At 55.7% G+C, this 25,178-nt stretch carries 24 protein-coding genes and 1 pseudogene; 6 read left to right on the top strand and 19 right to left on the bottom strand.

Translation table 11 applies throughout. The annotated features are described in order from the left end of the window. Positions 1-75: 75 nt before the first annotated feature. The 15 genes and pseudogenes from wecG to trxA all read right to left on the bottom strand — a co-directional run bounded on the left by wecG (position 76) and on the right by trxA (position 15,024). Positions 76-816, bottom strand: coding sequence for a lipopolysaccharide N-acetylmannosaminouronosyltransferase (wecG, locus tag ACLGE8_RS18925; RefSeq protein ID WP_411000445.1), 741 nt, complete (start codon positions 814-816; stop codon positions 76-78). Beyond that, a complete protein-coding gene (wzyE, locus tag ACLGE8_RS18930) occupies positions 809-2,167 on the bottom strand; it encodes an ECA oligosaccharide polymerase (protein WP_411000446.1) in 1,359 nt (452 codons plus the stop codon). Before wzyE ends, wecG begins: the two co-directional genes overlap by 8 nt. Then, a complete protein-coding gene (locus ACLGE8_RS18935) occupies positions 2,164-3,243 on the bottom strand; it encodes a TDP-N-acetylfucosamine:lipid II N-acetylfucosaminyltransferase (RefSeq protein ID WP_411000447.1) in 1,080 nt (359 codons plus the stop codon). Before ACLGE8_RS18935 ends, wzyE begins: the two co-directional genes overlap by 4 nt. Next, on the bottom strand, positions 3,240-4,490 hold the full coding sequence (gene wzxE / locus ACLGE8_RS18940; protein WP_411000448.1) for a lipid III flippase WzxE: 1,251 nt from the start codon (positions 4,488-4,490) through the stop codon (positions 3,240-3,242). Before wzxE ends, ACLGE8_RS18935 begins: the two co-directional genes overlap by 4 nt. A gap of 1 nt (position 4,491) precedes the next feature. Beyond that, positions 4,492-5,622, bottom strand: coding sequence for a dTDP-4-amino-4,6-dideoxygalactose transaminase (gene rffA, locus ACLGE8_RS18945; protein ID WP_411000449.1), 1,131 nt, complete (start codon positions 5,620-5,622; stop codon positions 4,492-4,494). A 4-nt stretch (positions 5,623-5,626) separates the two neighbouring features. Then, positions 5,627-6,301 carry a dTDP-4-amino-4,6-dideoxy-D-galactose acyltransferase gene (rffC, locus tag ACLGE8_RS18950; protein WP_411000450.1) on the bottom strand — a complete coding sequence of 225 codons (675 nt, stop codon included), beginning with the start codon at positions 6,299-6,301 and terminating at the stop codon, positions 5,627-5,629. Then, on the bottom strand, positions 6,279-7,160 hold the full coding sequence (rfbA, locus tag ACLGE8_RS18955) for a glucose-1-phosphate thymidylyltransferase RfbA (RefSeq protein ID WP_411000451.1): 882 nt from the start codon (positions 7,158-7,160) through the stop codon (positions 6,279-6,281). Before rfbA ends, rffC begins: the two co-directional genes overlap by 23 nt. A 21-nt stretch (positions 7,161-7,181) precedes the next feature. Next, entirely contained in the window at positions 7,182-8,249 is a 1,068-nt protein-coding gene (rffG, locus tag ACLGE8_RS18960) for a dTDP-glucose 4,6-dehydratase (protein WP_411000452.1), read from the bottom strand. Continuing rightward, on the bottom strand, positions 8,246-9,508 hold the full coding sequence (wecC, locus tag ACLGE8_RS18965) for a UDP-N-acetyl-D-mannosamine dehydrogenase (protein ID WP_411000453.1): 1,263 nt from the start codon (positions 9,506-9,508) through the stop codon (positions 8,246-8,248). The genes rffG and wecC overlap by 4 nt, the downstream gene beginning before the upstream one ends. After that, complete coding sequence (gene wecB, locus ACLGE8_RS18970) at positions 9,505-10,635, bottom strand: non-hydrolyzing UDP-N-acetylglucosamine 2-epimerase (RefSeq protein WP_411000454.1); 1,131 nt, start codon at positions 10,633-10,635, stop codon at positions 9,505-9,507. The genes wecC and wecB overlap by 4 nt, the downstream gene beginning before the upstream one ends. A gap of 57 nt (positions 10,636-10,692) precedes the next feature. After that, positions 10,693-11,739, bottom strand: a complete 1,047-nt coding sequence (gene wzzE / locus ACLGE8_RS18975) for an ECA polysaccharide chain length modulation protein (RefSeq protein WP_185669609.1) — start codon at positions 11,737-11,739, stop codon at positions 10,693-10,695. A 13-nt stretch (positions 11,740-11,752) separates the two neighbouring features. After that, positions 11,753-12,856, bottom strand: a complete 1,104-nt coding sequence (gene wecA, locus ACLGE8_RS18980) for a UDP-N-acetylglucosamine--undecaprenyl-phosphate N-acetylglucosaminephosphotransferase (protein ID WP_411000455.1) — start codon at positions 12,854-12,856, stop codon at positions 11,753-11,755. Positions 12,857-13,095: 239 nt separating this feature from the next. Further along, positions 13,096-14,355, bottom strand: coding sequence for a transcription termination factor Rho (gene rho, locus ACLGE8_RS18985; protein WP_035895778.1), 1,260 nt, complete (start codon positions 14,353-14,355; stop codon positions 13,096-13,098). Between the two features lie 86 nt (positions 14,356-14,441). Next, positions 14,442-14,504, bottom strand: a pseudogene (locus ACLGE8_RS18990) (rho operon leader peptide); the annotation flags it as partial. A 190-nt stretch (positions 14,505-14,694) separates the two neighbouring features. Next, on the bottom strand, positions 14,695-15,024 hold the full coding sequence (trxA, locus tag ACLGE8_RS18995) for a thioredoxin TrxA (protein WP_002883224.1): 330 nt from the start codon (positions 15,022-15,024) through the stop codon (positions 14,695-14,697). Between the two features lie 143 nt (positions 15,025-15,167). On the opposite strand from trxA, the gene rhlB reads away from it, so the two are divergent. After that, on the top strand, positions 15,168-16,433 hold the full coding sequence (rhlB, locus tag ACLGE8_RS19000) for an ATP-dependent RNA helicase RhlB (RefSeq protein ID WP_185669611.1): 1,266 nt from the start codon (positions 15,168-15,170) through the stop codon (positions 16,431-16,433). Positions 16,434-16,440: 7 nt separating this feature from the next. Next, positions 16,441-17,949, top strand: coding sequence for a guanosine-5'-triphosphate,3'-diphosphate diphosphatase (gene gppA / locus ACLGE8_RS19005; protein ID WP_411000456.1), 1,509 nt, complete (start codon positions 16,441-16,443; stop codon positions 17,947-17,949). Between the two features lie 62 nt (positions 17,950-18,011). Here gppA and rep read toward each other — a convergent pair whose 3' ends face one another. After that, on the bottom strand, positions 18,012-20,033 hold the full coding sequence (rep, locus tag ACLGE8_RS19010) for a DNA helicase Rep (protein ID WP_411000457.1): 2,022 nt from the start codon (positions 20,031-20,033) through the stop codon (positions 18,012-18,014). Between the two features lie 116 nt (positions 20,034-20,149). Here rep and ppiC (ACLGE8_RS19015) point away from each other — a divergent pair, with 116 nt between their 5' ends. Then, the gene (ppiC, locus tag ACLGE8_RS19015; RefSeq protein WP_411000458.1) at positions 20,150-20,431 is read left to right on the top strand and encodes a peptidylprolyl isomerase PpiC; all 282 of its coding nucleotides are present in this window, start codon (positions 20,150-20,152) and stop codon (positions 20,429-20,431) included. Between the two features lie 51 nt (positions 20,432-20,482). Beyond that, positions 20,483-20,764 (top strand): peptidylprolyl isomerase PpiC, encoded by a 282-nt coding sequence (ppiC, locus tag ACLGE8_RS19020; protein ID WP_023309650.1) that lies wholly within the window; start codon positions 20,483-20,485, stop codon positions 20,762-20,764. Between the two features lie 102 nt (positions 20,765-20,866). Here the strand turns inward: ppiC (ACLGE8_RS19020) and ACLGE8_RS19025 are convergent, their stop codons facing one another. Both ACLGE8_RS19025 and ACLGE8_RS19030 read right to left on the bottom strand, forming a co-directional pair. Next, entirely contained in the window at positions 20,867-21,232 is a 366-nt protein-coding gene (locus ACLGE8_RS19025) for a DUF1360 domain-containing protein (RefSeq protein ID WP_185669615.1), read from the bottom strand. Continuing rightward, the gene (locus ACLGE8_RS19030) at positions 21,225-21,668 is read right to left on the bottom strand and encodes an Rrf2 family transcriptional regulator (protein WP_411000459.1); all 444 of its coding nucleotides are present in this window, start codon (positions 21,666-21,668) and stop codon (positions 21,225-21,227) included. Before ACLGE8_RS19030 ends, ACLGE8_RS19025 begins: the two co-directional genes overlap by 8 nt. Positions 21,669-21,851: 183 nt before the next feature. Between ACLGE8_RS19030 and ACLGE8_RS19035 the strand changes: the two genes are divergently transcribed. Further along, positions 21,852-22,466 carry a class I SAM-dependent methyltransferase gene (locus ACLGE8_RS19035; RefSeq protein WP_411000460.1) on the top strand — a complete coding sequence of 205 codons (615 nt, stop codon included), beginning with the start codon at positions 21,852-21,854 and terminating at the stop codon, positions 22,464-22,466. A 53-nt stretch (positions 22,467-22,519) separates the two neighbouring features. Here the strand turns inward: ACLGE8_RS19035 and ilvC are convergent, their stop codons facing one another. Next, entirely contained in the window at positions 22,520-23,995 is a 1,476-nt protein-coding gene (ilvC, locus tag ACLGE8_RS19040) for a ketol-acid reductoisomerase (protein WP_035896549.1), read from the bottom strand. An 84-nt stretch (positions 23,996-24,079) separates the two neighbouring features. Here ilvC and ilvY point away from each other — a divergent pair, with 84 nt between their 5' ends. Continuing rightward, positions 24,080-25,051, top strand: a complete 972-nt coding sequence (gene ilvY / locus ACLGE8_RS19045) for an HTH-type transcriptional activator IlvY (protein ID WP_411000461.1) — start codon at positions 24,080-24,082, stop codon at positions 25,049-25,051. The last annotated feature ends 127 nt before the right edge of the window (positions 25,052-25,178 follow it).

Genomic DNA, 25,178 nt, shown 5'->3' on the forward strand with positions numbered 1-25,178 from the left:
GAGGAATAAAGTATCGAAGTTGTGAATACATCACGCATATTCTGCGTGATATATCACAGGTAACACGCAGGAAATTCAGAGATTATTGGTGTAGTGCCAGCGTAAATAGCGCAGCAGACGAAGCTGGCGTTTAATTCGGCTTGGTTGGGAGAGCAGGCGGTAAAGCCACTCCAGCCCCAGCGTCTGCCACACCTTAGGGGCGCGCTTCACGTGGCCGGTAAAGACATCATAGGTGCCACCCACGCCCATATAGAGCGCATCGGGGTAAACCTGCCGGCAATCGCGCATCAGGATTTCCTGCTTCGGTGAGCCCATCGCCACGGTAACGATTTTCGCCCCGCTCTCACGAATACGCTCGAGCAGTGCCGGGCGCTCTTCCGGCGTAAAATAGCCATCCTGGATGCCGACCAGATTCACGTTCCACTGCTTGCGCAGCTTCTCTACCGTTTCCGCCATCACCTCAGGCTTGCCACCAACGAGGAACACCGGCGTGCCCTCTGCGCCAGCGCGCGCCATCAATGCTTCCCAAAGGTCCGCTCCCGCCACGCGTGAGACGTTAGCTTCGGGATATTTCTTGCGAACTGAACGCACCACGGAAATACCGTCGGCGTACTTAAACTCCGCCGCGTTAATCAGCTCCCGCACCTCGGCGTTATCTTCCAGCGTCAGCATCTTTTCGGCGTTAATCGCCACCAGCGTGCCCTGCTTCAGATTGCCGTCCGCGTACAGATAGTCCAGCGCATGCTGCATGTTGCGCCAGCCGATAAGCTTCAGCCCACGCAGGGTATAAATCGGCGCGGTTAATGAATCAGCCATTTTGTCCTTCTCCAACGTGCGGGGGACGTTTTAGCCGCTGATGAATCAGCCCCGCGCTTTCAAGCAACCAGTACAGCAGTTTTGCCACCAGCAAGCAGACCCCAAAGATAACCATGAAAAAGACGACGCGAGAGCCGAAAGAGTCCAGCCCTTCACGCGCCAGCACGATCATATTGAAGATCGCGCCAAAGCAGAAACTATGCAGAATCGCCGATTTATAGCGGTTAGTTTCCCGGTTGCCCAGCATATACAGCCAGTCGAACCATTTGATAATCAGCCCCACCGCCACCGCACCCAGCGGCACAAACCACATCCCCCCCATCACCACCAGCGAGCCAATCAGCGTCGGGGAGATAGCCAGCCCGGAGTGGTTGTTCAGCACTTCCCAGGTAAAGTAGTTGGCGGTGTTCAGCACAATGCTCGGCCGCGATGGCCACATCCAGCTGGGGATAAAGACGTAGAAGTCGCGCACCATCGGCGCCAGCCCCTGGAAGTCAATCTTGTCGTAGTTTTGCAGCAGCAGCGCCAGGTTTTCCCACGGCGAGAAGGTATCGCGCGTCAAGTAGAGGAAGGTATAAAACGCTTCATCGCCGCTAACGTTCATGCCGTAGCGCTTCAGCGCCAGCCAGAACATACCGACAATCCCCATCCCCCCGGCGGCCACCAGCATCCACAGGGAAATCCAGCCGCGAATAATGCCGATAAACAGGAAGATGGCGAAGGCGATAATAATGTTGGCGCGGGTGCCGCCAACAATCGCGTAGGTCAGCAGGCCAAAGGCGGTGGTGGCAATCAGAAAGCCAATCCACCGCTTCCAGCTCGGATTAAGGAAATAGACCACCAGCATCGCCGGAATAAAGAAGTAGAAGAAGCGCTTAAGCGCCACGCCCGAGACTTCACTGGAGAAAATCTGGCTGTAGGAGTGCAGCTTAAACAGCAGGAAGCCGTTATGCATGAAGAAGGTGCCGACCGTAAACAGCGCGATCGCCATCAGCAAAATCCAGGTGATATTCGTTTCAACCCGATTCATGGTAAACAACGGCCGCCGCGCAACGTTGGTCTGCACAGGCCGCAGGCGCGTTTTGTAGGTTACGTAGTAAACCGCATAGAAGCAGACCGAAATCAGCAGCGTTTGCAGCAGCACGTCCGGTGGCGACACGCCGACGCCAAAGCGAAACACCAGCGTACAGGTCAGCGGGAAGCCGAAGAAGAAGGTCAGCAGGAACAGCAACGAGAAGAAAACGTTGAAGTTAAAGCGAACACGGCGAAACTCAAACCAGGTCAGGGTGCCGATAAACAACGTCGACAGCAGCCAGACGGCAAGCAGCCCGGTAAACTGCATTTCGCTCATACCGCTTCCCCCGCCGCCAGTTGCAGCGCCCGATGCCACGGCGCCAGATAGTTAGGTTTGAAAAAGGCGATGGCGTTTTTATCCACCAGCGCCAGCTGGCGCTGCGCTTCACGCACCACCGGGACGGTCAGCGCGTCGTCAGTGAATAACACCGGAATATGCTGCTCGGCCATATCCTGCCAGAACGGGTTCTGCCGGTTAAGCACGCAGGGGATCCCTGCCTGAATCAGCAAACAGAGCGTGCCGATACCTTGCTGGCGTGCAAAAATAAAATAGCCCAAATCGCAGCGACGCAATAGCGCAAGATAGGCATCAAACTCCATCTTTTCACGCAAAATCTGTACATTTTCGGCGCTAAATAGCGCCAGCGCAGCTTCGTTTACTTCCGCAATATAAGCCGCGTTGTTCGCCGGGTAGCCCATCGGCACAATAACGTTCACCGTATCGCCAAACTGCTGATGCACGGCCTTCAATGCCGCAACATGCTCATTGCTACGATCGCCGGAGTTACCCACCAGGACCGTCAGCTTGCCGTCGCGCGGCGCGGCGTCTGCCAGCCCGTTCAGCGAAGGGTCCATCCGCGTTGGAAAATAAAGCAGCTCGCCGGGTACCTGCGGGTGACGGGTAGCAAAATGGCTGAGATCGCCACGGGTGGCAAAAACGCGCCCCATCCGCCCCTGTGCCATGCGGCGCAGCGGATAGAACAGGCGGAACTTCAGCCCGCGGGAGACTTCATACAGATCCGCCCCCCAGATATGCCAGCTCGCCTGCGACGGCTTCAGGCCGCCGCTCAGAAGCGCCAGCCAGATACCGGTATTAAACTGACCGTGGAAGAAAAAGCGCTGATGTCGGTTGGCCTTCGCTTTTGCCACCACCGCCTTTGCCAGCGCCGATTTATCGTTATAGCGGTCTATCACCAGCGAAGGAAATGCCTGCGCCAGGCTCTCATCGCCGCTCACCACCATAAACAGACGGGCGTGCGCGGGCTCTGCGGCCAGCTCATCGGCAAAAAAACGTAGCACCGTTTGGTTGTGATGAGGGATATCCGATCCCAGGATATGTATCAGTTCGGTCATTGCCGTTTACGCCAAATTAAAAATACGCCGCTACACAGCGTGAAATAGACAATATAGGTCGCCATATAGGCCTGCGCCGCCCCCAGCGCGCCGTGCGCCGGGATAAGCCAGTGGGAGAACGCCGTCAGCAGCGTAAACTGGCTCAGTTCGGCCAGAATATAGAAACGCAGCGAGGCTTTGGCGATCACTAAATAACCATAGACGTAAGCGCCTACTTTCAGTACATCCCCCACCAACTGCCAGGCGAACAGGTCGCGCATGGCGACAAATTTCGATGAAAACAGCAGCCAGATAGCAAAATCGCGCAGCAGCCAGACGGTCAGGCTTGCCGCCGCCACCGCCGGCACCACAAACTTCAATGAGCGGCCAATTTCACGGCCAATATCCTGCTTGGCGGTCAACCGCGATAGCGTAGGTAACAGATAGACGCTAAACGAGGCGGTAATAAATTGTAGGTAAGCATCGGAGATACTGCTTACCCCCTGCCAGATCCCGACCTCATCCCAGCTGTAGTGCTCCGCCATCAGGTTTCGCATCATCACGTAGGCTACGGGCATGGTAACGGAGGTAATCACCGCCATCAGGGTAAATTTACCCAACTGACCGGCCAGCAAACGGTCCCACTGCGGCTTGAGATAGCCCCAGGGAATGACGCCACGCTTAGTGAGCATCACCGCCGCAGGGATCACTATCAGCGCCGGTACCAAAGCCAGCCCCAGCAGCGCGCCCTGATAGCCACCAAAATGATAGCAGGCATAATAGGCCACCACGCCAATCAGGCTACCGGCAATCAACGACAGCGCGTTACCCGCCGCATCGCGGAAGCCTTTCATCAGCGCCAGTAGCAGGTTCGCCCAGGCGATACCTAACTGCACCAGCGCCACCAGACGCACCAGCCCCTGATAGTGGGTATGGCCGAACAGACCCTGGCTTATCGGCGCGGCCGCCAGCAGGAAGATTACCGCCAGCAGCGTGGAGAAGCCGAGCACCATCGCCGATGACGTGCCCACCACCTGGCGCAGTCGCGCCGGGTCATCGTGATGCTGGGCGACGAGCTTCGTCACTCCGTTAAAGATTCCCGCCCCGGCCAGCACGCCAAGTACGGTCACCAGTTGGCGGAAGTTACCCGCCTGACCCACTCCTGAAGGACCAAATGATACCGCCAGCAGCTTGACCACCAGCAGCCCAACGCCGATCTTTACCAGCGTGGACGCGGCGGTCCACACCGAAGCTTTTGCCAGTGACATATCAGGCGAAGTAGCTCAACAGGGTATTAATGACCGTGCGCTGGTCAACCGGCGACAGGTTATAGAACAGCGGCAAGCGAAGTAAACGCTCACTTTCTTGCGTTGTGAAACGGTCTTCGCCGTGGAACTCGCCAAACTTCTCGCCCGCCGGGCAGGAGTGCAGCGGAATGTAGTGGAACACCGCGAGGATTTCCGCCTCTTTCAGCCAGCTAATCAGCGCGCTGCGGTCTTCTACGTCACGCAGTTTGATATAGAACATATGCGCGTTATGGCCGCAGTTTTCCGGGATCACCGGCAGGTCGATGCGCCCGGCGTTTGCCAGCGGCAGCAGCGCGTCATAGTAGGTTTGCCACAGAGACAAACGCTGTTTATTGATACGTTCGGCGGCTTCCAGCTGAGCCCAGAGATAGGCGGCCTGCAGGTCAGACATCAGGTAGCTGGAGCCGATATCGCGCCAGGTATATTTATCCACCAGACCACGGAAGAACTGGCTGCGGTTGGTGCCTTTCTCACGGATAATTTCCGCGCGTTCCACCAGCGCGCGATCGTTAATCAGCGTCGCGCCGCCTTCACCGCCGGCGGTGTAGTTCTTGGTCTCGTGGAAGCTAAAGCAGCCAATATGGCCGATGGAGCCCAGCGCGCGGCCTTTGTAGGTCGACATCACGCCCTGCGCGGCATCTTCCACCACGAACAGATTGTATTTTTTGGCCAGCGCCATGATGGTGTCCATCTCGCAGGCCACGCCCGCGTAGTGCACCGGCACGATAGCGCGGGTTTTGTCGGTGATGGCCGCTTCAATCTGCGTCTCATCGATATTCATGGTCTCTTTATGCACGTCGATAAACACAATTTTCGCGCCGCGCAGCACGAAGGCGTTGGCGGTGGAGACAAAGGTGTAGCTCGGCATAATCACTTCATCACCCGGCTGGATATCCAGCAGGATGGCGGCCATTTCCAGCGACGCGGTACAGGACGGGGTCAGCAGCACTTTGGCGCTGCCGAAGCGCTGTTCCATCCACTGCTGGCAGCGACGGGTAAAGCCGCCGTCACCGCACAGTTTTCCGCTGCCCATCGCGGATTGCATGTAATCGAGTTCAGTACCCACTACCGGTGGGGCGTTAAATGGAATCATGGAGTCACCTGTATAGCCAGTACGCGGTGCTAACCACGTTAGCGCCGCTATGAATATAGCGTTGAAGTGCTGCGGTATTGCCGGCTTGCGTCGCCACCCGTAGCGTCGAAAGACCGCGGGTATGCGCCCAGCATACCGCCGCCTGCATCAGTTCTGCACCCGCACCGCGCCCGGCCAGCAGGCCGATTCTTGCGTCGGAGGTGTTTAATTCTCTTAAGGAAACAAAGGCGCGAATCGCCCCGTGTTCATCGCGAAACACCAGGCACTGGTTATCAAAGGTGCCTTTTACCGCGTTTTCAACCCACTGTGCGTAAAAACGACCGCTCGCCTCCGGGGCATACCACGGCGCGCGAAAGCGGCTCTGGGCAAAGGCCTGAGCGGCAAGGTTTCGCAGCGCGGGGATATCGTCGTCAGTGGCAACCTGTGCCAGCGTCGTTCCACCAGCGGTCACCGACAACGCCAGGTCAACTTCGCCCTCTACCAACCGGAAACCCAACTGCTGGAGTGCATCAAGATTTTCCACCTGATGTGCGGCGATTTTCGCCTGCACCCGCGACCATCCCGCTAGCCGTTCAGCGGTCAGCAGCGGCGCATCGTCGGCGATACGAACAATCGCGCTGTTCACACCGAAGAATTGGTTTTCCCACGTCAGGGGATCAATATTGGCGCGGACGAGCACGAAGCAGCTCCAACAGATATTGACCGTAGCCAGTTTTCGACAGCTGCGCCGCGGCGCGCTTAACGCCGTCGTCGTCGAGCCAGCCGTTGCGCCAGGCTATCTCTTCCAGACAGGCAATCTTAAAGCCCTGACGTTTTTCTACCGTCTGCACAAACATGCTCGCCTCAATCAGGCTGTCGTGCGTGCCGGTATCGAGCCAGGCAAAGCCGCGTCCCAGCAGTTCAACGGTCAGCTTGCCGTCGTCCAGATACATCTGGTTGATGGAGGTGATCTCCAGCTCGCCGCGCTCGGAAGGCTTCACGCGCTTAGCGTACTCCACCACCTTGCTGTCGTAGAAATAGAGGCCGGTGACCGCCCAGTTGGATTTAGGCTGTTTCGGTTTTTCTTCCAGCGAGAGCGCGTGAAAATTATCATCAAACTCCACCACGCCAAAGCGTTCCGGGTCCATCACCTGATAGCCAAACACCGTCGCCCCTTCGTTACGCGCCGCCACGTGGCGCAGTTTCGGGCTAAAGCCCTGCCCGAAGAAGATATTGTCGCCAAGCACGAGGCACGACGGTTCGCCGTTGAGGAACGTTTCGCCAATGATAAACGCCTGCGCCAGGCCGTCCGGGCTTGGCTGCTCGGCATACTGCAGCGAAATACCAAATTCACTACCGTCACCCAGCAGGCGCTGGAAGTAACTTTTGTCTTCCGGCGTGGTGATGATCAGAATTTCACGGATCCCCGCCAGCATCAGCACCGACAGCGGATAGTAGATCATCGGTTTGTCGTAAATCGGCAGCAGCTGTTTTGACACGCCGCGGGTGATCGGATGCAGGCGCGTGCCCGATCCGCCAGCAAGAATAATACCTTTCATTGCTTTCCTCCTCTGGGGTGATTACCCCTTCAGACCCAGACGTTCACCCTGATAGCTACCATCCTGTACCTGCTTCCACCAGCTTTCGTTGGCGAGGTACCACTGGACCGTTTTACGCATCCCACTTTCAAAGGTCTCTTCTGGGGTCCAGCCCAGGTCGCGGGCGATTTTCGCCGCATCGATAGCGTAACGTAAATCGTGGCCAGGACGGTCGGCGACAAACGTAATCAGGTCATGATAATGCGCGATACCCTGCGGCTTTTCCGGCACCAGTTCTTCAAGCAGGGCGCAGATAGTCTCGACCACATCGAGGTTTTTACGCTCGTTATGACCGCCGATGTTGTAGGTCTCTCCGATGCCGCCTTCGGTGGCAACGAGGTAGAGCGCACGGGCGTGATCGTCAACATAGAGCCAGTCGCGGATCTGCTGACCGTTGCCATACACCGGCAGTGGTTTCCCGGCCAGCGCGTTGAGGATGGTCAGCGGAATCAGCTTCTCCGGGAAATGGTACGGGCCGTAGTTGTTTGAACAGTTGGTGATAAGCGTAGGCAGGCCGTAGGTACGCAGCCAGGCGCGAACCAGATGGTCGCTGCTGGCCTTCGAGGCCGAGTAAGGACTGCTTGGCGCATATGGGGTGGTTTCGGTGAAGAAATCGTCCACGGAATGCAGGTCGCCGTACACTTCATCGGTTGAAATATGGTGGAAGCGGAATGCCGCTTTACCGCTGTCATCCAGCGCAGACCACCAGGCGCGAGCAGCCTCCAGCAGCGTGTAGGTGCCGACGATATTGGTTTCGATAAACGCCGCCGGGCCGTCGATAGAACGGTCAACGTGACTCTCCGCCGCCAGGTGCATCACCACATCCGGGCGATACTGTGCAAACACGCGATCCAGCTCTGCGCGATCGCAGATATCCACCTGCTCGAATGCAAAGCGTGGATCTTGCGCCACCGGTGCCAGCGAAGCCAGGTTACCTGCGTAGGTCAGTTTGTCCACAACAACGACGCTGTCAGAGGTGTGGTTGATAATATGGCGGACGACCGCCGAGCCGATAAAGCCTGCGCCACCGGTTACCAGAATTCGTTTCAACGCCAGACTCCTTTGGTATCAACTACATACTGCTGAGTAATTGCATCGCCGCTGATGGCTTTAAATTGGCTGTGATCGACCAGCATCACAATCACATCAGCGCTGGCAAGCGCGGCCTCAAGCGAGACCAGCGAGCACAGGCCGTCGAGTTTTTTCGGCAACTGATGAATATTGGGTTCCACGACCAGCGTTTCGCCGCTGTGCCATTGGGCAATCAGTTGCGCAATTTCCATCGCCGGGCTTTCGCGCAGATCGTCGATGTTGGGCTTAAATGCCAGGCCAAAGCAGGCAATTTTCAACTCGCTGGCGCGCTTATCGCTGGCCGCCAGACAGTCGGCGACGTTAGCCTTCACCTTGTCGATAACCCAGAACGGTTTATGGTCGTTCACCTCGCGGGCGGTGCGAATCAGACGCGCCTGCTCCGGGTTTTGCGCCACGATAAACCACGGGTCGACGGCAATACAATGCCCACCGACGCCTGGGCCCGGCTGGAGAATATTGACGCGCGGGTGGCGGTTCGCCAGGCGAATCAACTCCCAGACGTTAATGCCCTGATCGGCGCAGATAAGCGACAACTCGTTGGCAAAGGCGATGTTCACATCGCGGAAGCTGTTTTCCGTCAGTTTGCACATCTCGGCAGTGCGGGCGTTGGTTACCACGCATTCACCTTCGAGGAAGATGTTATAGAGTTCACTGGCGCGCGCGGAGCATACCGGCGTCATCCCGCCAATCACGCGGTCGTTTTTAATCAGTTCCACCATCACCTGCCCTGGCAGCACACGCTCCGGGCAATAGGCGATATTGATGTCCGCCTGCTCGCCCGCCTGCTGCGGGAAGGTCAGGTCCGGGCGCATCTCGGCCAGCCAACCGGCCATCAGCTCGGTTGCGCCCACCGGGGAGGTGGATTCGAGGATCACCAGCGCGCCTTTCTTCAGCACCGGCGCAATGGAGCGCGCCGCTGCTTCGACGTAAACCATATCCGGCTCATGGTCGCCCTTGAACGGCGTTGGCACGGCAATCAGATAGGCATCTGCCGCTTCCGGCGTGGTGGTGGCGCGTAAATAACCAGCGGACACCGCCGTTTTCACCACCCTGTCGAGATCGGGCTCAACAATATGAATCTCGCCGCGGTTGATGGTATCAACCGCATGCTGATTAATGTCTACGCCCACCACCTGTTTTTGCCGCGAAGCAAACGCAGCCGCAGTTGGAAGGCCGATATAGCCCAGACCGATCACCGAGAGGGTTGAGAAACTCATAGCGTTACCTGATTATTTTTTAATGCTGACAATATACGTTCGCATGCCCGGCCATCCCCATAGGGGTTATGGGCCCGGCTCATCCTTTGATATTCATCTTCGTCACGCAGTAGTCGCGTGACTTCATCCACGATGCGTTGGCTATCGGTGCCCACCAGGCGTACCGTTCCGGCATCAATGGCTTCCGGGCGTTCGGTGGTTTCGCGCATCACCAGCACCGGTTTGCCCAGCGACGGCGCTTCTTCCTGAATGCCGCCAGAGTCGGTCAGGATAAGCCAGGCGTGGTTCATCAGCCAGACGAACGGCAGGTACTCCTGCGGCTCAATCAGCATGACGTTATCAATATGTCCCAGAATACGGTTAACCGGTTCGCTGACGTTCGGATTCAGATGCACCGGGTAGACAATCTGTACGTCTGGGTTGTTCGCGGCGACTTCCGCTAGCGCATGGCAAATTTGTTCAAAGCCCTGACCAAAGCTCTCCCGACGATGCCCGGTGACCAGAATCATCTTCTTTCCTTGGCTCAGGAAAGGGTAACGTTGGGAGAGATCTGCATTCAGCGCCTTATCGTTCATCACCCGATCGCGTACCCAGAACAGCGCATCAATCACCGTATTGCCGGTCACAAAAATCCGCTTATCTGACAGATTTTCTCGCAGCAGGTTCTGCCGGGAATTTTCAGTCGGCGCGAAGTGATACATTGCCAGATGCCCGGTCAGCGTCCGGTTGGCTTCTTCCGGCCACGGCGAGTAGAGGTCACCTGTGCGCAGACCCGCCTCAACGTGCCCTACGGGAATACGCTGATAGAAGGCCGCCAGGCTCGCGGCAGCAGTGGTGGTAGTATCGCCATGCACCAGCACAACGTCGGGTTTAAACGACTCCAGAACGGGCTTTAACCCCTGCAGAATTCGGCAGGTAATTTCAGTTAAACCCTGTCCTGGACTCATGATGTTGAGATCATAATCTGGAACGATGGAGAAGAGGCTTAGCACCTGATCAAGCATTTCCCTATGCTGCGCGGTGACGCAGACCTTCGCCTCAAAATGAGGGTCCTTTGCAAGCGCGTGGACCAGAGGCGCCATTTTGATCGCCTCCGGACGTGTGCCAAATACAGTCAGTACTTTCACATCGATTCTCTTCTATAGATGAAACAGGCCCATCGCCCTTCATCAATTGATGGGTATTTACTGCGTGCGACGACGCGCCAGTGCTACCCCAGCACCAACCAATGCGCCGACAATGCCCCACATGACCATCAGGAATACACGACGTGGGCTAGTGCGTTTTACCGGTTCCTCCGGTGTGCGCAAATACCGATATGTCTGGAAACTTGGCGCCAGAGTCGGGCCTACGTTGAGGGTCGTTAGCATAGCCCTCCCCTGATCGTAATCAAGGTCAAACGTCGGACCTACGGCCTGAAGATTCTCCAGACGCGCCTGCAGCATCGGGCGGCCAAGCAGGGAGAGCTCAGAGTCCGGCAACTCATCGGACGGCACGTCAGTCTCGCTGCGATTGATATTGTGCTGCTGCGCAATTTTCAGCGCTGCTTCAATGCTGTGCAGACGGCGATTGAAAATCGCCTGCGCGACCTCTTCCTGGCGTTTTACCTGCGCCTTCACCTGAATGGTGCGGGCAGCCCAGGCGCCTTTCAGTTCGTCATTCAGGTGCCCTGCGGCGCGCTGGCTGGCGAAGGCCACGTACTGACGTAGCAGATTATTCGCGTCCGGTGCCGTTTCCGCCGTCAGTTTCACGCTGTCGCTAACGCTTTTCTGCGCATCGCCGGGGATAAACTGAATATCGTCAATCAGGTCATCGAGCAACGCAGCATCAGCGCGCGAGTTACCGACCATCCGCTGCTTGTAGTAATCCGTCTGCAGCCAGAAATCACGGCGGGTATCCCAGGACGCCAGTTGCATGACGAACTCTTTGTAGACTTCATCCATCACCGAAGGCGGCGTTGCGCTAGTCGGGTTGACCTTCACATCCAGATTGCGCAGGAACTGCTGCTGCGAATAGTAGCCACCCAGCATGTTAACGGTTGGCCGGTCGGTGATCGCCGTTGCGCTCCACTCCTGGCGGGCAAAAAAGGTATAAATCAGCACCACGGCGGCAAACAGCACCGCAAAGCCAATAATCCAGTGTTTTCCTGACCACAACGCGCGAAACAGGCCACGAATATCCAGTTCATTCTCAGCACTAGCCAACTGTGCTTCCGGTAATGGTTGTGTCATTACTACCCCAGTTTTACTTGGTTAATTTTGGATTGTTGTCGCTGTTCCGACGCATTCTGCGCTTCATGCGCTTAATAAAGCGCGCCACTTTCCAGGCCCGCTTGATGCAGTAACCGTAGAGGCCAAAGGCCAGCAGGAACAGGATCAGCATGACCCATTCAGGCACCACGCGGGTGTACTCCGCGACAACACCAATGGCTGCCAACAGCGCGGCGGCGAGAGTAATCAACACCAGCGCCTGACGCGAGGTGAAGCCCGCGCGCATAATGAGATGGTGAATATGCTGGCGGTCAGGAGAGAACGGACTCATCCCTTTGCGTAAACGACGATACATGATGGCAACCATGTCCATCAACGGAATCGCCACAATCCACAGCGCCGTAACCGGGCTTATCGGATGGTGCGTTCCCTGGGTGGTTTCCAGCAGGATCCAGATGACGGTAAAACCAATCAGCGTACTGCCGGCATCGCCCATAAAGACTTTGTAACGGCGGCCCAGCACGCCCAGGTTCAGCATGATATAAGGCAGGATGGTGGCAATCATCGCGAAGCACCACATGGCGAGGCTGGTCTGGCCGTCAAACCACAGGATCAGGCCAATAGCGCCAAAGCTGACGCACGACAGACCGCCGAGCAACCCATCAATACCATCGACCATGTTGAAAGCGTTAATCATTCCCCAGACGGCAAACAGGGTCAGGAAGAAACCAAATGGCCCCAGCACCAGTTCCCACGAACCGAAGAGATAGCCCAGGCTTTGCAGATATAAATGGCCTGCGGTCATCATGACGATGCCTATTGCCGCCTGAACGGTGGCACGGATTTTGACGCTGATGTCGTAACGGTCATCCAGAGCCCCCACAAGCACCAGAACACCGGCACAAGCAAGGTACAGGGAAGCGTGTGGGATATAGTAATTGGCAATCGTGAAAGTGAGGCAGATCCCGGCATACACAGAGATGCCGCCCACAAGCGGGATAAGCCCCTGGTGACGTTTACGAAAGTTTGGTTTATCCACCAAACCGACCCATTTTGCCGCTTTGCGGGCAAAAAACAGGAATACGGTGGTGAACAAAAAAATACTGATCAGGTCAGTACCGACGGTCAGTAAACTCACAATTTATACTCGCTGCGAATATTAATAGCGAAAGTATACCCACGATAGCAACGCATCAGAAGAGGAAGCCTGATGAATATTGGGGAAACTTGCCTGATTTATAACCGATTTTGCAAACTAACTATCATTGTAGCCACAAACTCCAAGTATCCATGAAAAAATACGATTCCCCATTGGCTAAACTCCTAAAAACGAAAACGCCACACGATTGTGTGGCGTTCGTCAGCAAAAACCTTATGTTACGAGCGTTTCATCATATCGAAGAAATCGTCGTTGGTTTTGGTCATGGCCAGCTTATTAATGAGGAACTCCATCGCGTCGATTTCACCCATTGGATGGATGATTTTGCGCAGGATCCACATTTTCTGCAGCTCTTCAGGCGTGGTGAGCAGCTCTTCTTTACGAGTACCGGAACGGTTGTAGTCGATAGCCGGGAAGACGCGTTTTTCAGCAATCTTACGAGAGAGGTGCAGTTCCATGTTGCCGGTACCTTTAAACTCTTCATAGATAACTTCATCCATTTTAGAGCCGGTATCGATAAGCGCGGTCGCGATGATAGTCAGGCTACCACCCTCTTCCACGTTACGCGCAGCACCGAAGAAACGCTTCGGACGGTGCAGGGCGTTGGCATCAACACCACCGGTCAGGACTTTACCAGACGCTGGAACCACGGTGTTGTACGCACGTGCCAGACGAGTGATGGAGTCGAGCAGGATGATAACGTCTTTCTTGTGTTCAACCAGACGTTTCGCTTTCTCAATAACCATTTCCGCAACCTGAACGTGGCGAGATGCTGGTTCGTCAAAGGTAGAAGCAACCACTTCACCTTTCACCAGACGCTGCATCTCGGTCACTTCTTCTGGACGTTCGTCGATCAGAAGAACCATCAGTACGCAGTCTGGGTGGTTGTAGGCGATGCTCTGCGCGATGTTCTGCAGCAGCATGGTTTTACCGGCTTTTGGCGGTGCCACAATCAGACCACGCTGGCCGCGACCGATTGGCGAGGCCAGGTCCAGGACGCGAGCGGTTAAGTCTTCGGTAGAACCGTTACCACGTTCCATACGCAGACGAGAGTTTGCGTGCAGCGGGGTTAAGTTCTCGAACAGGATCTTGTTGCGCGAGTTTTCCGGCTTATCGTAGTTAACCTCGTTAACTTTCAACAGCGCAAAGTAACGCTCACCCTCTTTCGGAGGACGAATCTTACCTGAAATGGTGTCACCAGTGCGGAGGTTGAAACGACGGATTTGGCTAGGGGAAACGTAGATATCATCAGGGCCGGCGAGGTAGGAGCTGTCTGCGGAGCGGAGGAAACCAAATCCATCCTGCAGTATCTCCAGCACACCGTCGCCAAAGATATCCTCGCCACTCTTCGCGTGCTGCTTCAGGATGGCGAAAATGATGTCCTGCTTGCGCATACGTGCCTGGTTTTCCAGACCCATATTTTCGCCGAGAGTGATCAGCTCAGAAACCGGCGTGTTCTTTAATTCGGTAAGATTCATAATGGTGTGGGTTCTTAAACTCGGGGTAAATCTCGAACTTAATTTGTGAATGGTATGGCAGGGTCATCCGTGCCTGTTTACGGCCATCAACTCATGTCTGTTCGCTGCCTGGTCACAGGAGAGTACGCAGAACTGAAACGACAAGACGGAAAAGAGTGACAAGCCTGGAATTTTTCAACCTCTGACGCTGTTAACGACAACGGGAGGTTTGGGTCAAACAGATTCAAACAAGGTATGTTTAAAACGAAGTCAAAGTTAACTTAGCACGACTGATGGCAAGCGTCCAGAGTTCCGCTCAAATTAAGAACACAGGAACCCTGAACGCCCACGTTGAATCTCTTACGCCAGGTTAGCGTCGAGGAACTCTTTCAGCTGGCCTTTAGACAGTGCGCCAACTTTGGTCGCCGCGACTTCGCCGTTTTTGAACAGCAGCAGCGTAGGGATACCGCGGATACCATACTTCGGTGCAGTACCTGGGTTCTGATCGATGTTCAGTTTAGCCACGGTCAGTTTGCCCTGATACTCCTCGGCGATTTCATCCAGAATCGGGGCGATCATTTTGCACGGACCGCACCACTCTGCCCAGAAATCGACGAGTGTCAGCCCGTCAGCCTTGAGTACGTCCGTGTCAAAACTGTCGTCAGTCAGGTGAATAATTTTATCGCTCATATTTAACTCCACAGGAATAAGCCTGGTGTGTTGGTGTAGCATTAACCAACGAGGTGTTGATGTTGACTTCGCCAACAAAGGTTGACGTTATTTCACCGGATACGCTTTCTTAATGCAATAGTAAGCTGATATTCTACCACACTATGAGCAAAACACATTTAACAGAACAGAAGTTTTCCGACTTCGCCCTGCACCCTAAAGTGGTTGAAGCCCTTGAAACTAAAGGGTTTTATAATTGCACGCCCATTCAGGCGCTGGCTTTGCCGCTGACGCTTGCTGGACGTGATGTAGCGGGACAGGCGCAAACCGGTACCGGGAAAACGATGGCGTTCCTGACGTCAACGTTTCATTATCTTCTTTCTCACCCGGCAGTTGCTGACCGCCAGGTGAACCAACCGCGCGCCTTAATTATGGCGCCAACCCGTGAGCTGGCAGTACAGATTCACGCTGACGCAGAGCCGCTGGCTCAGGCGACTGGCCTGAAACTGGGCCTGGCCTACGGCGGTGACGGCTATGATAAACAGCTGAAAGTGCTGGAAAGCGGCGTCGATATTCTGATCGGCACCACCGGCCGTCTCATTGACTATGCAAAACAGAACCATATCAACCTGGGCGCGATCCAGGTCGTGGTGCTGGACGAAGCGGATCGTATGTACGATCTGGGCTTTATTAAAGATATCCGTTGGCTGTTCCGCCGTATGCCTGCGGCCAACCAGCGTCTGAACATGCTGTTCTCCGCGACGCTGTCTTACCGCGTACGTGAACTGGCGTTCGAGCAAATGAACAACGCCGAATACGTGGAAGTCGAGCCAGAGCAGAAAACGGGCCACCGTATTAAAGAAGAGCTGTTCTACCCTTCCAACGAAGAGAAGATGCGTTTGCTGCAAACGCTGCTGGAAGAAGAGTGGCCAGACCGCGCGATTATCTTCGCCAACACCAAGCACCGCTGTGAAGACATCTGGGGCCATCTGGCTGCCGATGGTCATCGCGTCGGCCTGCTGACCGGCGACGTGGCGCAGAAAAAACGCCTGCGTATTCTGGAAGATTTCACCCGTGGTGATATCGATATCCTGGTCGCAACCGACGTTGCGGCACGCGGCCTGCATATTCCTGCCGTCACGCACGTCTTTAACTATGACCTGCCGGACGACTGTGAAGACTACGTACACCGTATTGGTCGTACCGGTCGCGCGGGCGCAAGCGGCCACTCAATCAGCCTCGCCTGTGAAGAGTATGCGCTCAACCTGCCGGCCATTGAGACCTACACCGGTCACTCTATTCCGGTGAGTAAGTACAACCCGGATGCGCTGTTAACCGAACTGCCGAAGCCGCTGCGTTTGACGCGCGTTCGCCAGGGTAACGGCCCGCGTCGTTCGGGCGCACCGCGTAATCGTCGTCGTTCAGGTTAAATAAGTTATGCTCACTACCACCTCGCTCTATGCAGCTATCGATCTCGGCTCCAATAGTTTTCATATGCTGATAGTTCGCGAGGTGGCGGGCAGTATCCAGACACTGACGCGCATCAAGCGCAAAGTACGTCTGGCTGCCGGACTTAACCGCGACAACACGCTTACGACGGAAGCAATGGAGCGAGGCTGGCAATGCCTGCGTCTGTTCGCCGAACGTCTTCAGGATATTCCCCCAACGCAAATTCGTATCGTGGCTACCGCGACGTTGCGTCTTGCCGTTAATGCCGACGTCTTTATCGCCAAAGCCCAGGAAATCCTCGGCTGCCCGGTGCAGGTTATCCGCGGCGAAGAAGAAGCGCGCCTGATTTATCAAGGCGTGGCGCACACCACCGGCGGCGACGATCGTCGTTTAGTGGTTGATATTGGTGGTGCCAGTACCGAACTGGTCACCGGCACCGGTGCGCAAACCACCTCGCTGTTTAGCCTCTCAATGGGCTGCGTGACCTGGCTTGAACGTTACTTTACCGACCGCAATTTGGCGCAAGAACATTTCGACGAAGCGGAACGTGCCGCCCGTGAAGTGTTAAAGCCCGTTGCCGATGAACTGCGTCACCACGGCTGGAAAGTCTGCGTGGGTGCATCCGGTACGGTGCAGGCGCTGCAGGAAATCATGATGGCGCAGGGGATGGATGAACGCATCACCCTCGCCAAACTTCAGCAACTTAAACAGCGCGCCATTCAGTGCGGCCGTCTGGAAGAGCTGGAAATTGAAGGGCTGACGCTGGAGCGCGCGCTGGTATTCCCAAGCGGGCTCGCGATTCTTATCGCCATTTTCACCGAGCTGGATATCCAGTGCATGACTCTGGCCGGCGGCGCGCTGCGTGAAGGGCTGGTCTACGGCATGCTGCATCTGGCGGTTGATGAAGATATTCGCAGCCGCACGCTGCGTAACATTCAGCGCCGCTTTATGGTCGATATCGAGCAGGCAAATCGCGTGTCCCAACTGGCGGCGAATTTTGTCGAACAGGTGAAAGATAGCTGGGATCTGGAACCTTTAAGCAGCGAACTGCTGTTAAGTGCCTGTGCATTGCATGAAATTGGCCTCAGCGTCGATTTTAAACAGGCACCTCAGCATGCAGCCTATCTGGTCCGTAATCTCGACCTTCCGGGTTTTACTCCTGCGCAGAAAAAGCTGCTCGCCACCCTGCTGCTGAATCAGACCAACACCGTGAATCTGCCGTCGCTCCACCAGCAGAACGCCGTGCCACCACGCGTCGCGGAGCATCTCTGCCGTCTGCTGCGTCTGGCGATTCTGTTTGCCAGCCGCCGTCGCGATGATCTTCTGCCAGCGATTACGCTTGCCGCCGACGGGGAAAGTCTGACCCTGACGCTGCCGGACAGTTGGCTGGAACAGCATCCGCTGGGGCGTGAAATGGTCGATCAAGAGTGCCAATGGCAAAGCTATATTCACTGGCCGCTGCAGGTTGCTGGCGTCGGGCTACCGGATAGTTTGTAGCGCCGACTTCGGGAAGGCACTGTGCATATTCCCGGCGTCGCTTCGCTCGGCCGGGCTACTTGTTAGCTTTTTTTCGCTTTTGCCAGCATTTCTCGAATGTTGGCGACGTTAGCCTGTCCTTTATGCATGCGCTCTTCGGGCGTAATCACTTTTCGTTCCTGCTCCCATACCACATCGTCCTGCGGCAGTTCTAACAGGAAGCGGCTCGGCTCCGGGCGCACCAGTTCACCATACTGACGACGCTCTTTGCAGAGGGTGAAAATCAGCTCTTTCTGCGCGCGGGTGATACCCACGTAGGCCAGACGGCGCTCTTCATCAACATTATCCTCGTCGATACTGCTCTGGTGCGGCAGCAGCCCCTCTTCCATCCCCACGAGGAAGACGTACGGGAACTCCAGCCCTTTCGAGGCGTGTAGCGTCATGAGCTGAACCTGATCCAGCTCTTCTTCACTTTCGCCGCGCTCCATCATATCGCGCAGGGTAAAGCGAGTGACTACCTGAGTCAGGGTCATCGGCTCTTCCAGCTCGCTGCCTTCCAGCATCTCCGTCATCCAGCTGAACAACGTGTTGACGTTTTTCATGCGCATTTCGGCCGCTTTCGGGCTCGGCGAGGTTTCAAACAGCCAGGACTCATAGTCGATACCGTGGATCAGATCGCGCACGGCGGCGATCGGCTCACGCTCTGCCAGGCGTTGGATTTCCCCCAGCCACTGGGTAAATCGAGTCAGGGATTCATAGCCGCGCCCGGTTAGCGTCTGGTTCAGCCCCATATCGAAGCTGGCGGTAAACAGGCTTTTGTTGCGGGTCATCGCCCATTCGCCAAGCTTTTGCAGCGTCGCCGAACCAATCTCACGCTTCGGTGTGTTGACGATGCGCAGGAACGCGCTGTCATCGTCCGGGTTGCTCAGCACGCGCAGATAGGCCAGCAGGTCTTTAATTTCCGGGCGGGAGAAGAACGAGGTACCGCCGGAAATTTTGTAAGGGATGCGGTTTTGCATCAGGAATTTTTCAAACACCCGCGACTGGTGGTTGCCACGATAGAGAATGGCGTAATCCTTGTACTGCGTCTTGTTGACGAAGTGATGAGCGATAAGCTCGCCGGTGACGCGTTCGGCCTCATGCTCTTCATGGTTGGCGCTCAGCACTTTCAGTTCCGGGCCATAGCCCAGCTCGGAGAACAGGCGCTTTTCAAACACGTGCGGGTTATTGGCGATGAGGATGTTCGCTGCCTTCAGAATACGCCCGGAAGAACGGTAGTTCTGCTCCAGCTTAATCACCTGCAGTGCGGGGAAGTCTTTGCTCAGCAGCACCAGGTTCTGCGGACGCGCGCCGCGCCAGGAGTAAATCGACTGATCATCGTCACCGACCACGGTAAACCGCGCGCGCTGCCCCACCAGCAGCTTCACTAGCTCGTACTGGCTGGTGTTGGTGTCCTGATATTCATCCACCAGCAGGTAGCGAATTTTGTTCTGCCAGCGCTCACGCACCTCTTCATTACGCTGCAACAGCAGCGTCGGTAACAGGATCAGGTCATCGAAGTCCAGCACGTTGCAGGCCTTCATATGGGCGTCGTACAGGCTGTAGCAGTGGGCGAAGATACGATCGCGCTCGCCCTTCGCGCTGGCCGCTGCCTGCGGCGGCGTCATCAGATCGTTTTTCCAGTTGGAGATCGTCGAGATCAGCTGCTGGAACACCACTTTATCGTCTTCGATCAGCCCCTCGGTCAGATCCTTAAGCAGCGCGGTTTGATCGGTATCGTCAAACAGTGAGAAGTTCGACTTCATGCCCAGCGCCGCGTATTCGCGCTTAATGATATCCAGCCCCAGGGTGTGGAAGGTGGAGATCATCAGCCCGCGCGCCTCTTTACGTCCCAGCGTTTGCGCCACACGCTCTTTCATCTCGCGCGCGGCCTTGTTGGTAAAGGTGACGGCGGCGATATGACGTGCCTGATAACCGCAAACGCGGATCAGGTGGGCAATTTTATTGGTGATCACGCGGGTTTTGCCGGAGCCAGCACCCGCCAGCACCAGGCAAGGGCCAGTGACAAATTCGACGGCTTGTTGTTGTCCGGGGTTTAAACGCATAGGGGCATTGCTCAATCTGTAAACACGGGGGTGTGGATTGTAGCAGAAACTCAGGCTGAGATTTACCCGCCGAATGGTAAAGTGTTGGGCAGCAACCCAACGAAAAGAGTGACCTTATGGCAAAGAGCGCGGCAGCCCTGCACATCCTGGTAAAAGAAGAAAAACTGGCGCTGGAGATCCTCAGCAAGCTGGAGCGAGGAATAAGCTTCGATCATCTGGCAAAACGCTATTCCCGCTTCCCTTCCGGGCGCAACGGTGGCGATCTTGGGGAATTTAAACAGGGAGCGATGGTGGGGCCATTCGACGCCGCCGTTTTTAGCTGCCCACTGCTCAAGCCTTTCGGGCCAGTTAAAACCAAATTTGGCTATCACATCATCAAGGTGCTGTATCGGCGATAAGCCATGCTAAAATCGCCAGCCTTACAGACTCGCTTATAGAAAGGCACGATCATGGCAAAAACAGCAGCAGCAGTGCATATCCTGGTGAAAGAAGAGAAACTGGCACTGGACCTTCTGGAACAGATTAAAAACGGCGCCGACTTCGGCAAGCTGGCGAAGAAGCATTCCATCTGCCCATCGGGCAAACGCGGCGGTGACTTAGGTGAATTCCGCCAGGGCCAGATGGTTCCGGCGTTCGATAAAGTGGTCTTCTCCTGCCCGGTGCTGGAGCCAACCGGCCCGCTGCACACTCAGTTCGGTTACCACATCATTAAGGTGTTGTACCGGAAATAAACAGCAACGCCTTCTCATGGAGAAGGCGTTTAGTGTTTGCCCCCTCTCCCCGTGGGAGAGGGCACCAGCGTGCTCCGCAATTAGCCAGCGACGCCGGGTTTTTTATTTCTGCGATTGCAACGTCTGCTGGGCGTTATGCTTCATCACGTGGGTGCTAATCGCCGCCTGGAACACCTTAAACATCAATCCGTTAATTAGCGTCGTAATGGTAATCACGATAAACGCCGTCATCACCCAATCAATCAGCGCAAAGCCGCTGTTCAACAGCGCCGGACGATAGACCGCCATCCCGCCAAATACCACCCAGTGGCTTAAGCAGTAAAAGCAGTGGAACAAGTGCCCCATCAGCGCATTCTTTTTCGCCGTCCATTCGCGAAACGCGGCAAACAACTCCGTCTGCGTCACCGTCATCGAAATACTGCTCGCCGCCATCGCAATCATCAGGCAGGTGGTTAAGGTTTCAATCATGGTCGTGGCCTTTGTCGTTGAAGTAGCTGATAAATTCGCGGCCGATATCCTGTAGCGTCAGACGCTTAAAGCGATCGAGGATCAGCGTCTGCGCATCGGCGAGCGTCTCTGACATCACTCGGTTTACCCCCTGCTCCACCAGGCACTGTGGGTTTTCACTGCGGTTTCCCAGCGCAAACAGCGCCGGCTCGCCGAGCGCCATGTAGATATCGTAAAGCGTGATATCGCCGACCGGTCGACATAGCCGCCAGCCGCCGTGGTGCCCCTTAGTGGCACAGACAATGTTGTTTTCCCTGAGCCCGGCAAGCAGCTTACGGATGAATGCCGGGTTGCCGTCGATAAAGGCGGCCATCTGTTCGGATGTCAGAGGTTTATCCATCTGCTCAAGGTGAAGCAGGATGTGCAGAGTTGCTGAGAATGAGTTATTTGTTTTCATGTAACTTACGATATTACATTAAGACAACAATGAGCAATCTCGAATACTAAAATTTATACGAAAATGGAATTATTTAATTGATAAATATGCTTATTTATTTTTTACAGCAACGTTATTGATCAAAAACCATCTTGTGTTACTTTAAATATTACATGAAATTTATCGTCAATAAACGAGGTGATTATGCACGACGTTGAGCAACAGTCGGAAGCCTTCTGGGAGTCGCATTACGATGCGATGTCTCCACGTTCTAACGGCATTCCGGGTAAAATCCTGGTGCGCTTCACCGAAGGTTTGGCACCGGGTAAGGCACTAGAGTTGGGCTGCGGGCGTGGGGATGATGCAGTCTGGCTGGCAAAACAGGGCTGGCGAGTCACGGCGGTCGATCTTTCGCATCGGGCAATTGAATACGCGGCGGCCAATGCAGAACGTGCTGGTGTCGATATCACCTTCCAGCAGTGCGATCTCACTCAGGCGTTCCCGAAGGGGGAATTCTCCCTGATTGTCGCCTCGTTCCTGGAATCACCGCTGGCGTTCGATCGGGCCACGATCTTCCGCACCGCGCTCGATCACGTTGCGCCAGGCGGCATGCTGCTTATCACCTCGCACGGCAAAGTCCCGGGCTGGTCAAAGCACGTCCGCCCATTCCTGCCTGCACACGAAGTGCTGGCCTCTCTGGGCGCATTGCCACCGGGTTGGGAAGTGCAGTTTTGTGAAGAGGTTTCACGCACTATGACCGGGCCTGAAGGGCAGCGGGAAGAAGTATCAGATTCAGTGGTAGTATTAAAACGCGGATAAAAAAACAGCCCGGTCGCGAGGCGCTGACCGGGCCGGATGATAACGAGGTTTTATTAGCCTGCGACGGCAATACGCTTCATGTCGGTCATGTAGCCGCGCAGTTTCTTACCAACCTGCTCGATTGCGTGGCCGCGAACCGCTTCGTTCACGTCGCGCAGCTGAGCGTTGTCTACCGCGCCTTCAGCAATCGCTTTGCCCAGGTCGCCGGTCTGCAGGGTAGTCATGAACTCTTTCAGCAGCGGTACGCAAGCGTAAGAGAACAGGTAGTTACCGTATTCTGCGGTATCAGAGATAACCACGTTCATTTCGTACAGACGTTTACGGGCGATGGTGTTCGCAATCAGCGGCAGTTCGTGCAGTGATTCGTAGTAAGCAGACTCTTCGATGATGCCGGAATCCACCATGGTTTCGAACGCCAGCTCAACGCCCGCTTTCACCATCGCAATCATCAGAACGCCTTTATCGAAGTACTCCTGCTCGCCGATTTTACCTTCAAACTGCGGGGCGGTTTCGAACGCGGTTTTACCGGTCTCTTCACGCCAGGTCAGCAGTTTCTTATCGTCGTTAGCCCAGTCAGCCATCATGCCGGAAGAGAATTCACCGGAGATGATGTCGTCCATGTGTTTCTGGAACAGCGGCGCCATGATCTCTTTCAGCTGTTCTGACAGCGCGTAAGCGCGCAGTTTCGCCGGGTTAGACAGACGGTCCATCATCAGAGTGATGCCGCCCTGCTTCAGCGCTTCGGTGATGGTTTCCCAGCCGAACTGAATCAGTTTTTCGGCGTAAGCCGCATCGGTGCCTTCAGCCACCAGCTTGTCGAAGCACAGCAGAGAACCAGCCTGCAGCATACCGCACAGGATAGTCTGCTCGCCCATCAGGTCTGATTTCACTTCCGCCACGAAGGAGGATTCCAGCACGCCAGCACGGTGACCGCCGGTTGCTGCTGCCCAGGCTTTAGCGATGGCCATGCCTTCGCCTTTTGGATCGTTTTCCGGGTGAACGGCGATCAGGGTTGGAACACCGAAACCACGTTTGTACTCTTCACGTACTTCGGTACCCGGGCACTTCGGTGCCACCATCACAACGGTGATGTCTTTACGGATCTGCTCGCCAACTTCAACGATGTTGAAGCCGTGGGAGTAACCCAGCGCGGCGCCATCTTTCATCAGCGGCTGCACGGAACGCACCACGTCGGAGTGCTGTTTGTCTGGCGTCAGGTTAACCACCAGGTCAGCCTGCGGGATCAGCTCTTCGTAGGTACCGACTTTAAAGCCGTTTTCGGTCGCTTTGCGCCAGGAAGCACGCTTCTCAGCAATCGCTTCTTTACGCAAGGCGTAGGAGATATCCAGACCGGAGTCACGCATGTTCAGGCCCTGATTCAGACCCTGAGCGCCACAGCCGACGATGACCACTTTTTTACCCTGAAGGTAGCTTGCGCCGTCGGCGAATTCTTCGCGGCCCATAAAGCGACATTTGCCCAGCTGAGCCAGCTGCTGACGCAGATTCAGTGTATTAAAGTAGTTAGCCATGATGGTGTACTCCGTGATGTTGTGTGTCTTATTGTTCGGTTCGCGTTTCAGCGAGAATGAACCCACATTACAACAGGAAATTTATTGCGGAAATTGATATATTCACAACGTCACATTGCAATTTATGCAACGTCGAAAACCGGAGACTCGTCTGTGGATTTACGCGATCTGAAAACCTTCCTGCATCTGGCGGAAAGCCGCCATTTTGGCCGCAGCGCGCGGGCGATGCACGTCAGCCCGTCCACGCTTTCCCGGCAGATTCAGCGCCTTGAAGAGGATCTCGGCCAGCCGCTGTTTGTTCGCGATAACCGCACGGTAACGCTGACCGAAGCGGGAGAGGAGCTGCGCGTGTTTGCCCAGCAGACGCTGTTGCAGTATCAGCAACTACGCCACACCCTTGACCAGCAGGGACCATCTCTTTCCGGCGAGCTGCATATCTTCTGCTCGGTCACCGCCGCCTATAGCCACCTGCCGCCGATTCTTGACCGTTTCCGCGCCGAGCATCCGTCGGTTGAAATCAAGCTCACTACCGGCGATGCCGCCGATGCGATGGAGAAGGTCGCCACCAACGAGGCCGATCTCGCCATCGCCGGAAGGCCCGAAACGCTGCCCGGTGCCGTTGCCTTCTCAATGCTGGAGAATCTGGCAGTGGTGCTGATTGCCCCGGCGCTGCCCTGCCCGGTGCGCAACCAGGTCTCGGTGGATGAGCCAGACTGGTCAACGGTGCCGTTTATCATGGCCGACCAGGGGCCGGTGCGCCGCCGTATCGAGCTGTGGTTCCGCCGCCATAAAATCAGTAACCCATCCATTTACGCGACCGTCGGCGGACATGAAGCAATGGTATCAATGGTTGCGCTAGGTTGTGGCGTGGCGCTGATTCCCGAAATCGTGCTGGAAAATAGCCCGGAGCCGGTGCGCAACCGCGTAATGATTTTAGAGCGCAGCGATGAGAAGACCCCGTTCGAACTAGGCGTCTGCGTGCAGAAAAAGCGGCTGCATGAACCGTTGGTGGATGCCTTTTGGAAGATTGTGCTGGAGCGCAAAATCGTCGAATAGCGTTATTGCATTCAGCCCCCAGTCATGCCCCTGGTTCGGGAGATTAATTGGTATCAAAGGTGCCAGGTGTAAACGGACTCCGCAGGTAAAATCGTCACTAAAGAAACAGGACCTTACGAGAGGGAGT

Source organism: Kluyvera sp. 142486 (assembly GCF_046569695.1).
Lineage (GTDB): Bacteria > Pseudomonadota > Gammaproteobacteria > Enterobacterales > Enterobacteriaceae > Kluyvera.

Excerpts from the sequence above, each read along its gene's own strand:
- rffA (WP_411000449.1), bottom strand. The coding sequence starts at position 5,622 with ATGATTCCATTTAACGCCCCACCGGTAGTGGGTACTGAACTCGATTAC.
- ppiC (WP_023309650.1), top strand. The coding sequence starts at position 20,483 with ATGGCAAAAACAGCAGCAGCAGTGCATATCCTGGTGAAAGAAGAGAAA.
- rfbA (WP_411000451.1), bottom strand. The coding sequence starts at position 7,160 with ATGAAAGGTATTATTCTTGCTGGCGGATCGGGCACGCGCCTGCATCCG.
- ppiC (WP_411000458.1), top strand. The coding sequence starts at position 20,150 with ATGGCAAAGAGCGCGGCAGCCCTGCACATCCTGGTAAAAGAAGAAAAA.
- trxA (WP_002883224.1), bottom strand. The coding sequence starts at position 15,024 with ATGAGCGATAAAATTATTCACCTGACTGACGACAGTTTTGACACGGAC.
- rho (WP_035895778.1), bottom strand. The coding sequence starts at position 14,355 with ATGAATCTTACCGAATTAAAGAACACGCCGGTTTCTGAGCTGATCACT.
- ilvC (WP_035896549.1), bottom strand. The coding sequence starts at position 23,995 with ATGGCTAACTACTTTAATACACTGAATCTGCGTCAGCAGCTGGCTCAG.
- wzxE (WP_411000448.1), bottom strand. The coding sequence starts at position 4,490 with ATGTCACTGGCAAAAGCTTCGGTGTGGACCGCCGCGTCCACGCTGGTA.
- wzyE (WP_411000446.1), bottom strand. The coding sequence starts at position 2,167 with ATGAGCGAAATGCAGTTTACCGGGCTGCTTGCCGTCTGGCTGCTGTCG.
- rhlB (WP_185669611.1), top strand. The coding sequence starts at position 15,168 with ATGAGCAAAACACATTTAACAGAACAGAAGTTTTCCGACTTCGCCCTG.
- rep (WP_411000457.1), bottom strand. The coding sequence starts at position 20,033 with ATGCGTTTAAACCCCGGACAACAACAAGCCGTCGAATTTGTCACTGGC.
- ACLGE8_RS19035 (WP_411000460.1), top strand. The coding sequence starts at position 21,852 with ATGCACGACGTTGAGCAACAGTCGGAAGCCTTCTGGGAGTCGCATTAC.
- wzzE (WP_185669609.1), bottom strand. The coding sequence starts at position 11,739 with ATGACACAACCATTACCGGAAGCACAGTTGGCTAGTGCTGAGAATGAA.
- wecC (WP_411000453.1), bottom strand. The coding sequence starts at position 9,508 with ATGAGTTTCTCAACCCTCTCGGTGATCGGTCTGGGCTATATCGGCCTT.
- wecG (WP_411000445.1), bottom strand. The coding sequence starts at position 816 with ATGGCTGATTCATTAACCGCGCCGATTTATACCCTGCGTGGGCTGAAG.
- gppA (WP_411000456.1), top strand. The coding sequence starts at position 16,441 with ATGCTCACTACCACCTCGCTCTATGCAGCTATCGATCTCGGCTCCAAT.
- ACLGE8_RS19030 (WP_411000459.1), bottom strand. The coding sequence starts at position 21,668 with ATGAAAACAAATAACTCATTCTCAGCAACTCTGCACATCCTGCTTCAC.
- ACLGE8_RS19025 (WP_185669615.1), bottom strand. The coding sequence starts at position 21,232 with ATGATTGAAACCTTAACCACCTGCCTGATGATTGCGATGGCGGCGAGC.
- ACLGE8_RS18935 (WP_411000447.1), bottom strand. The coding sequence starts at position 3,243 with ATGACCGAACTGATACATATCCTGGGATCGGATATCCCTCATCACAAC.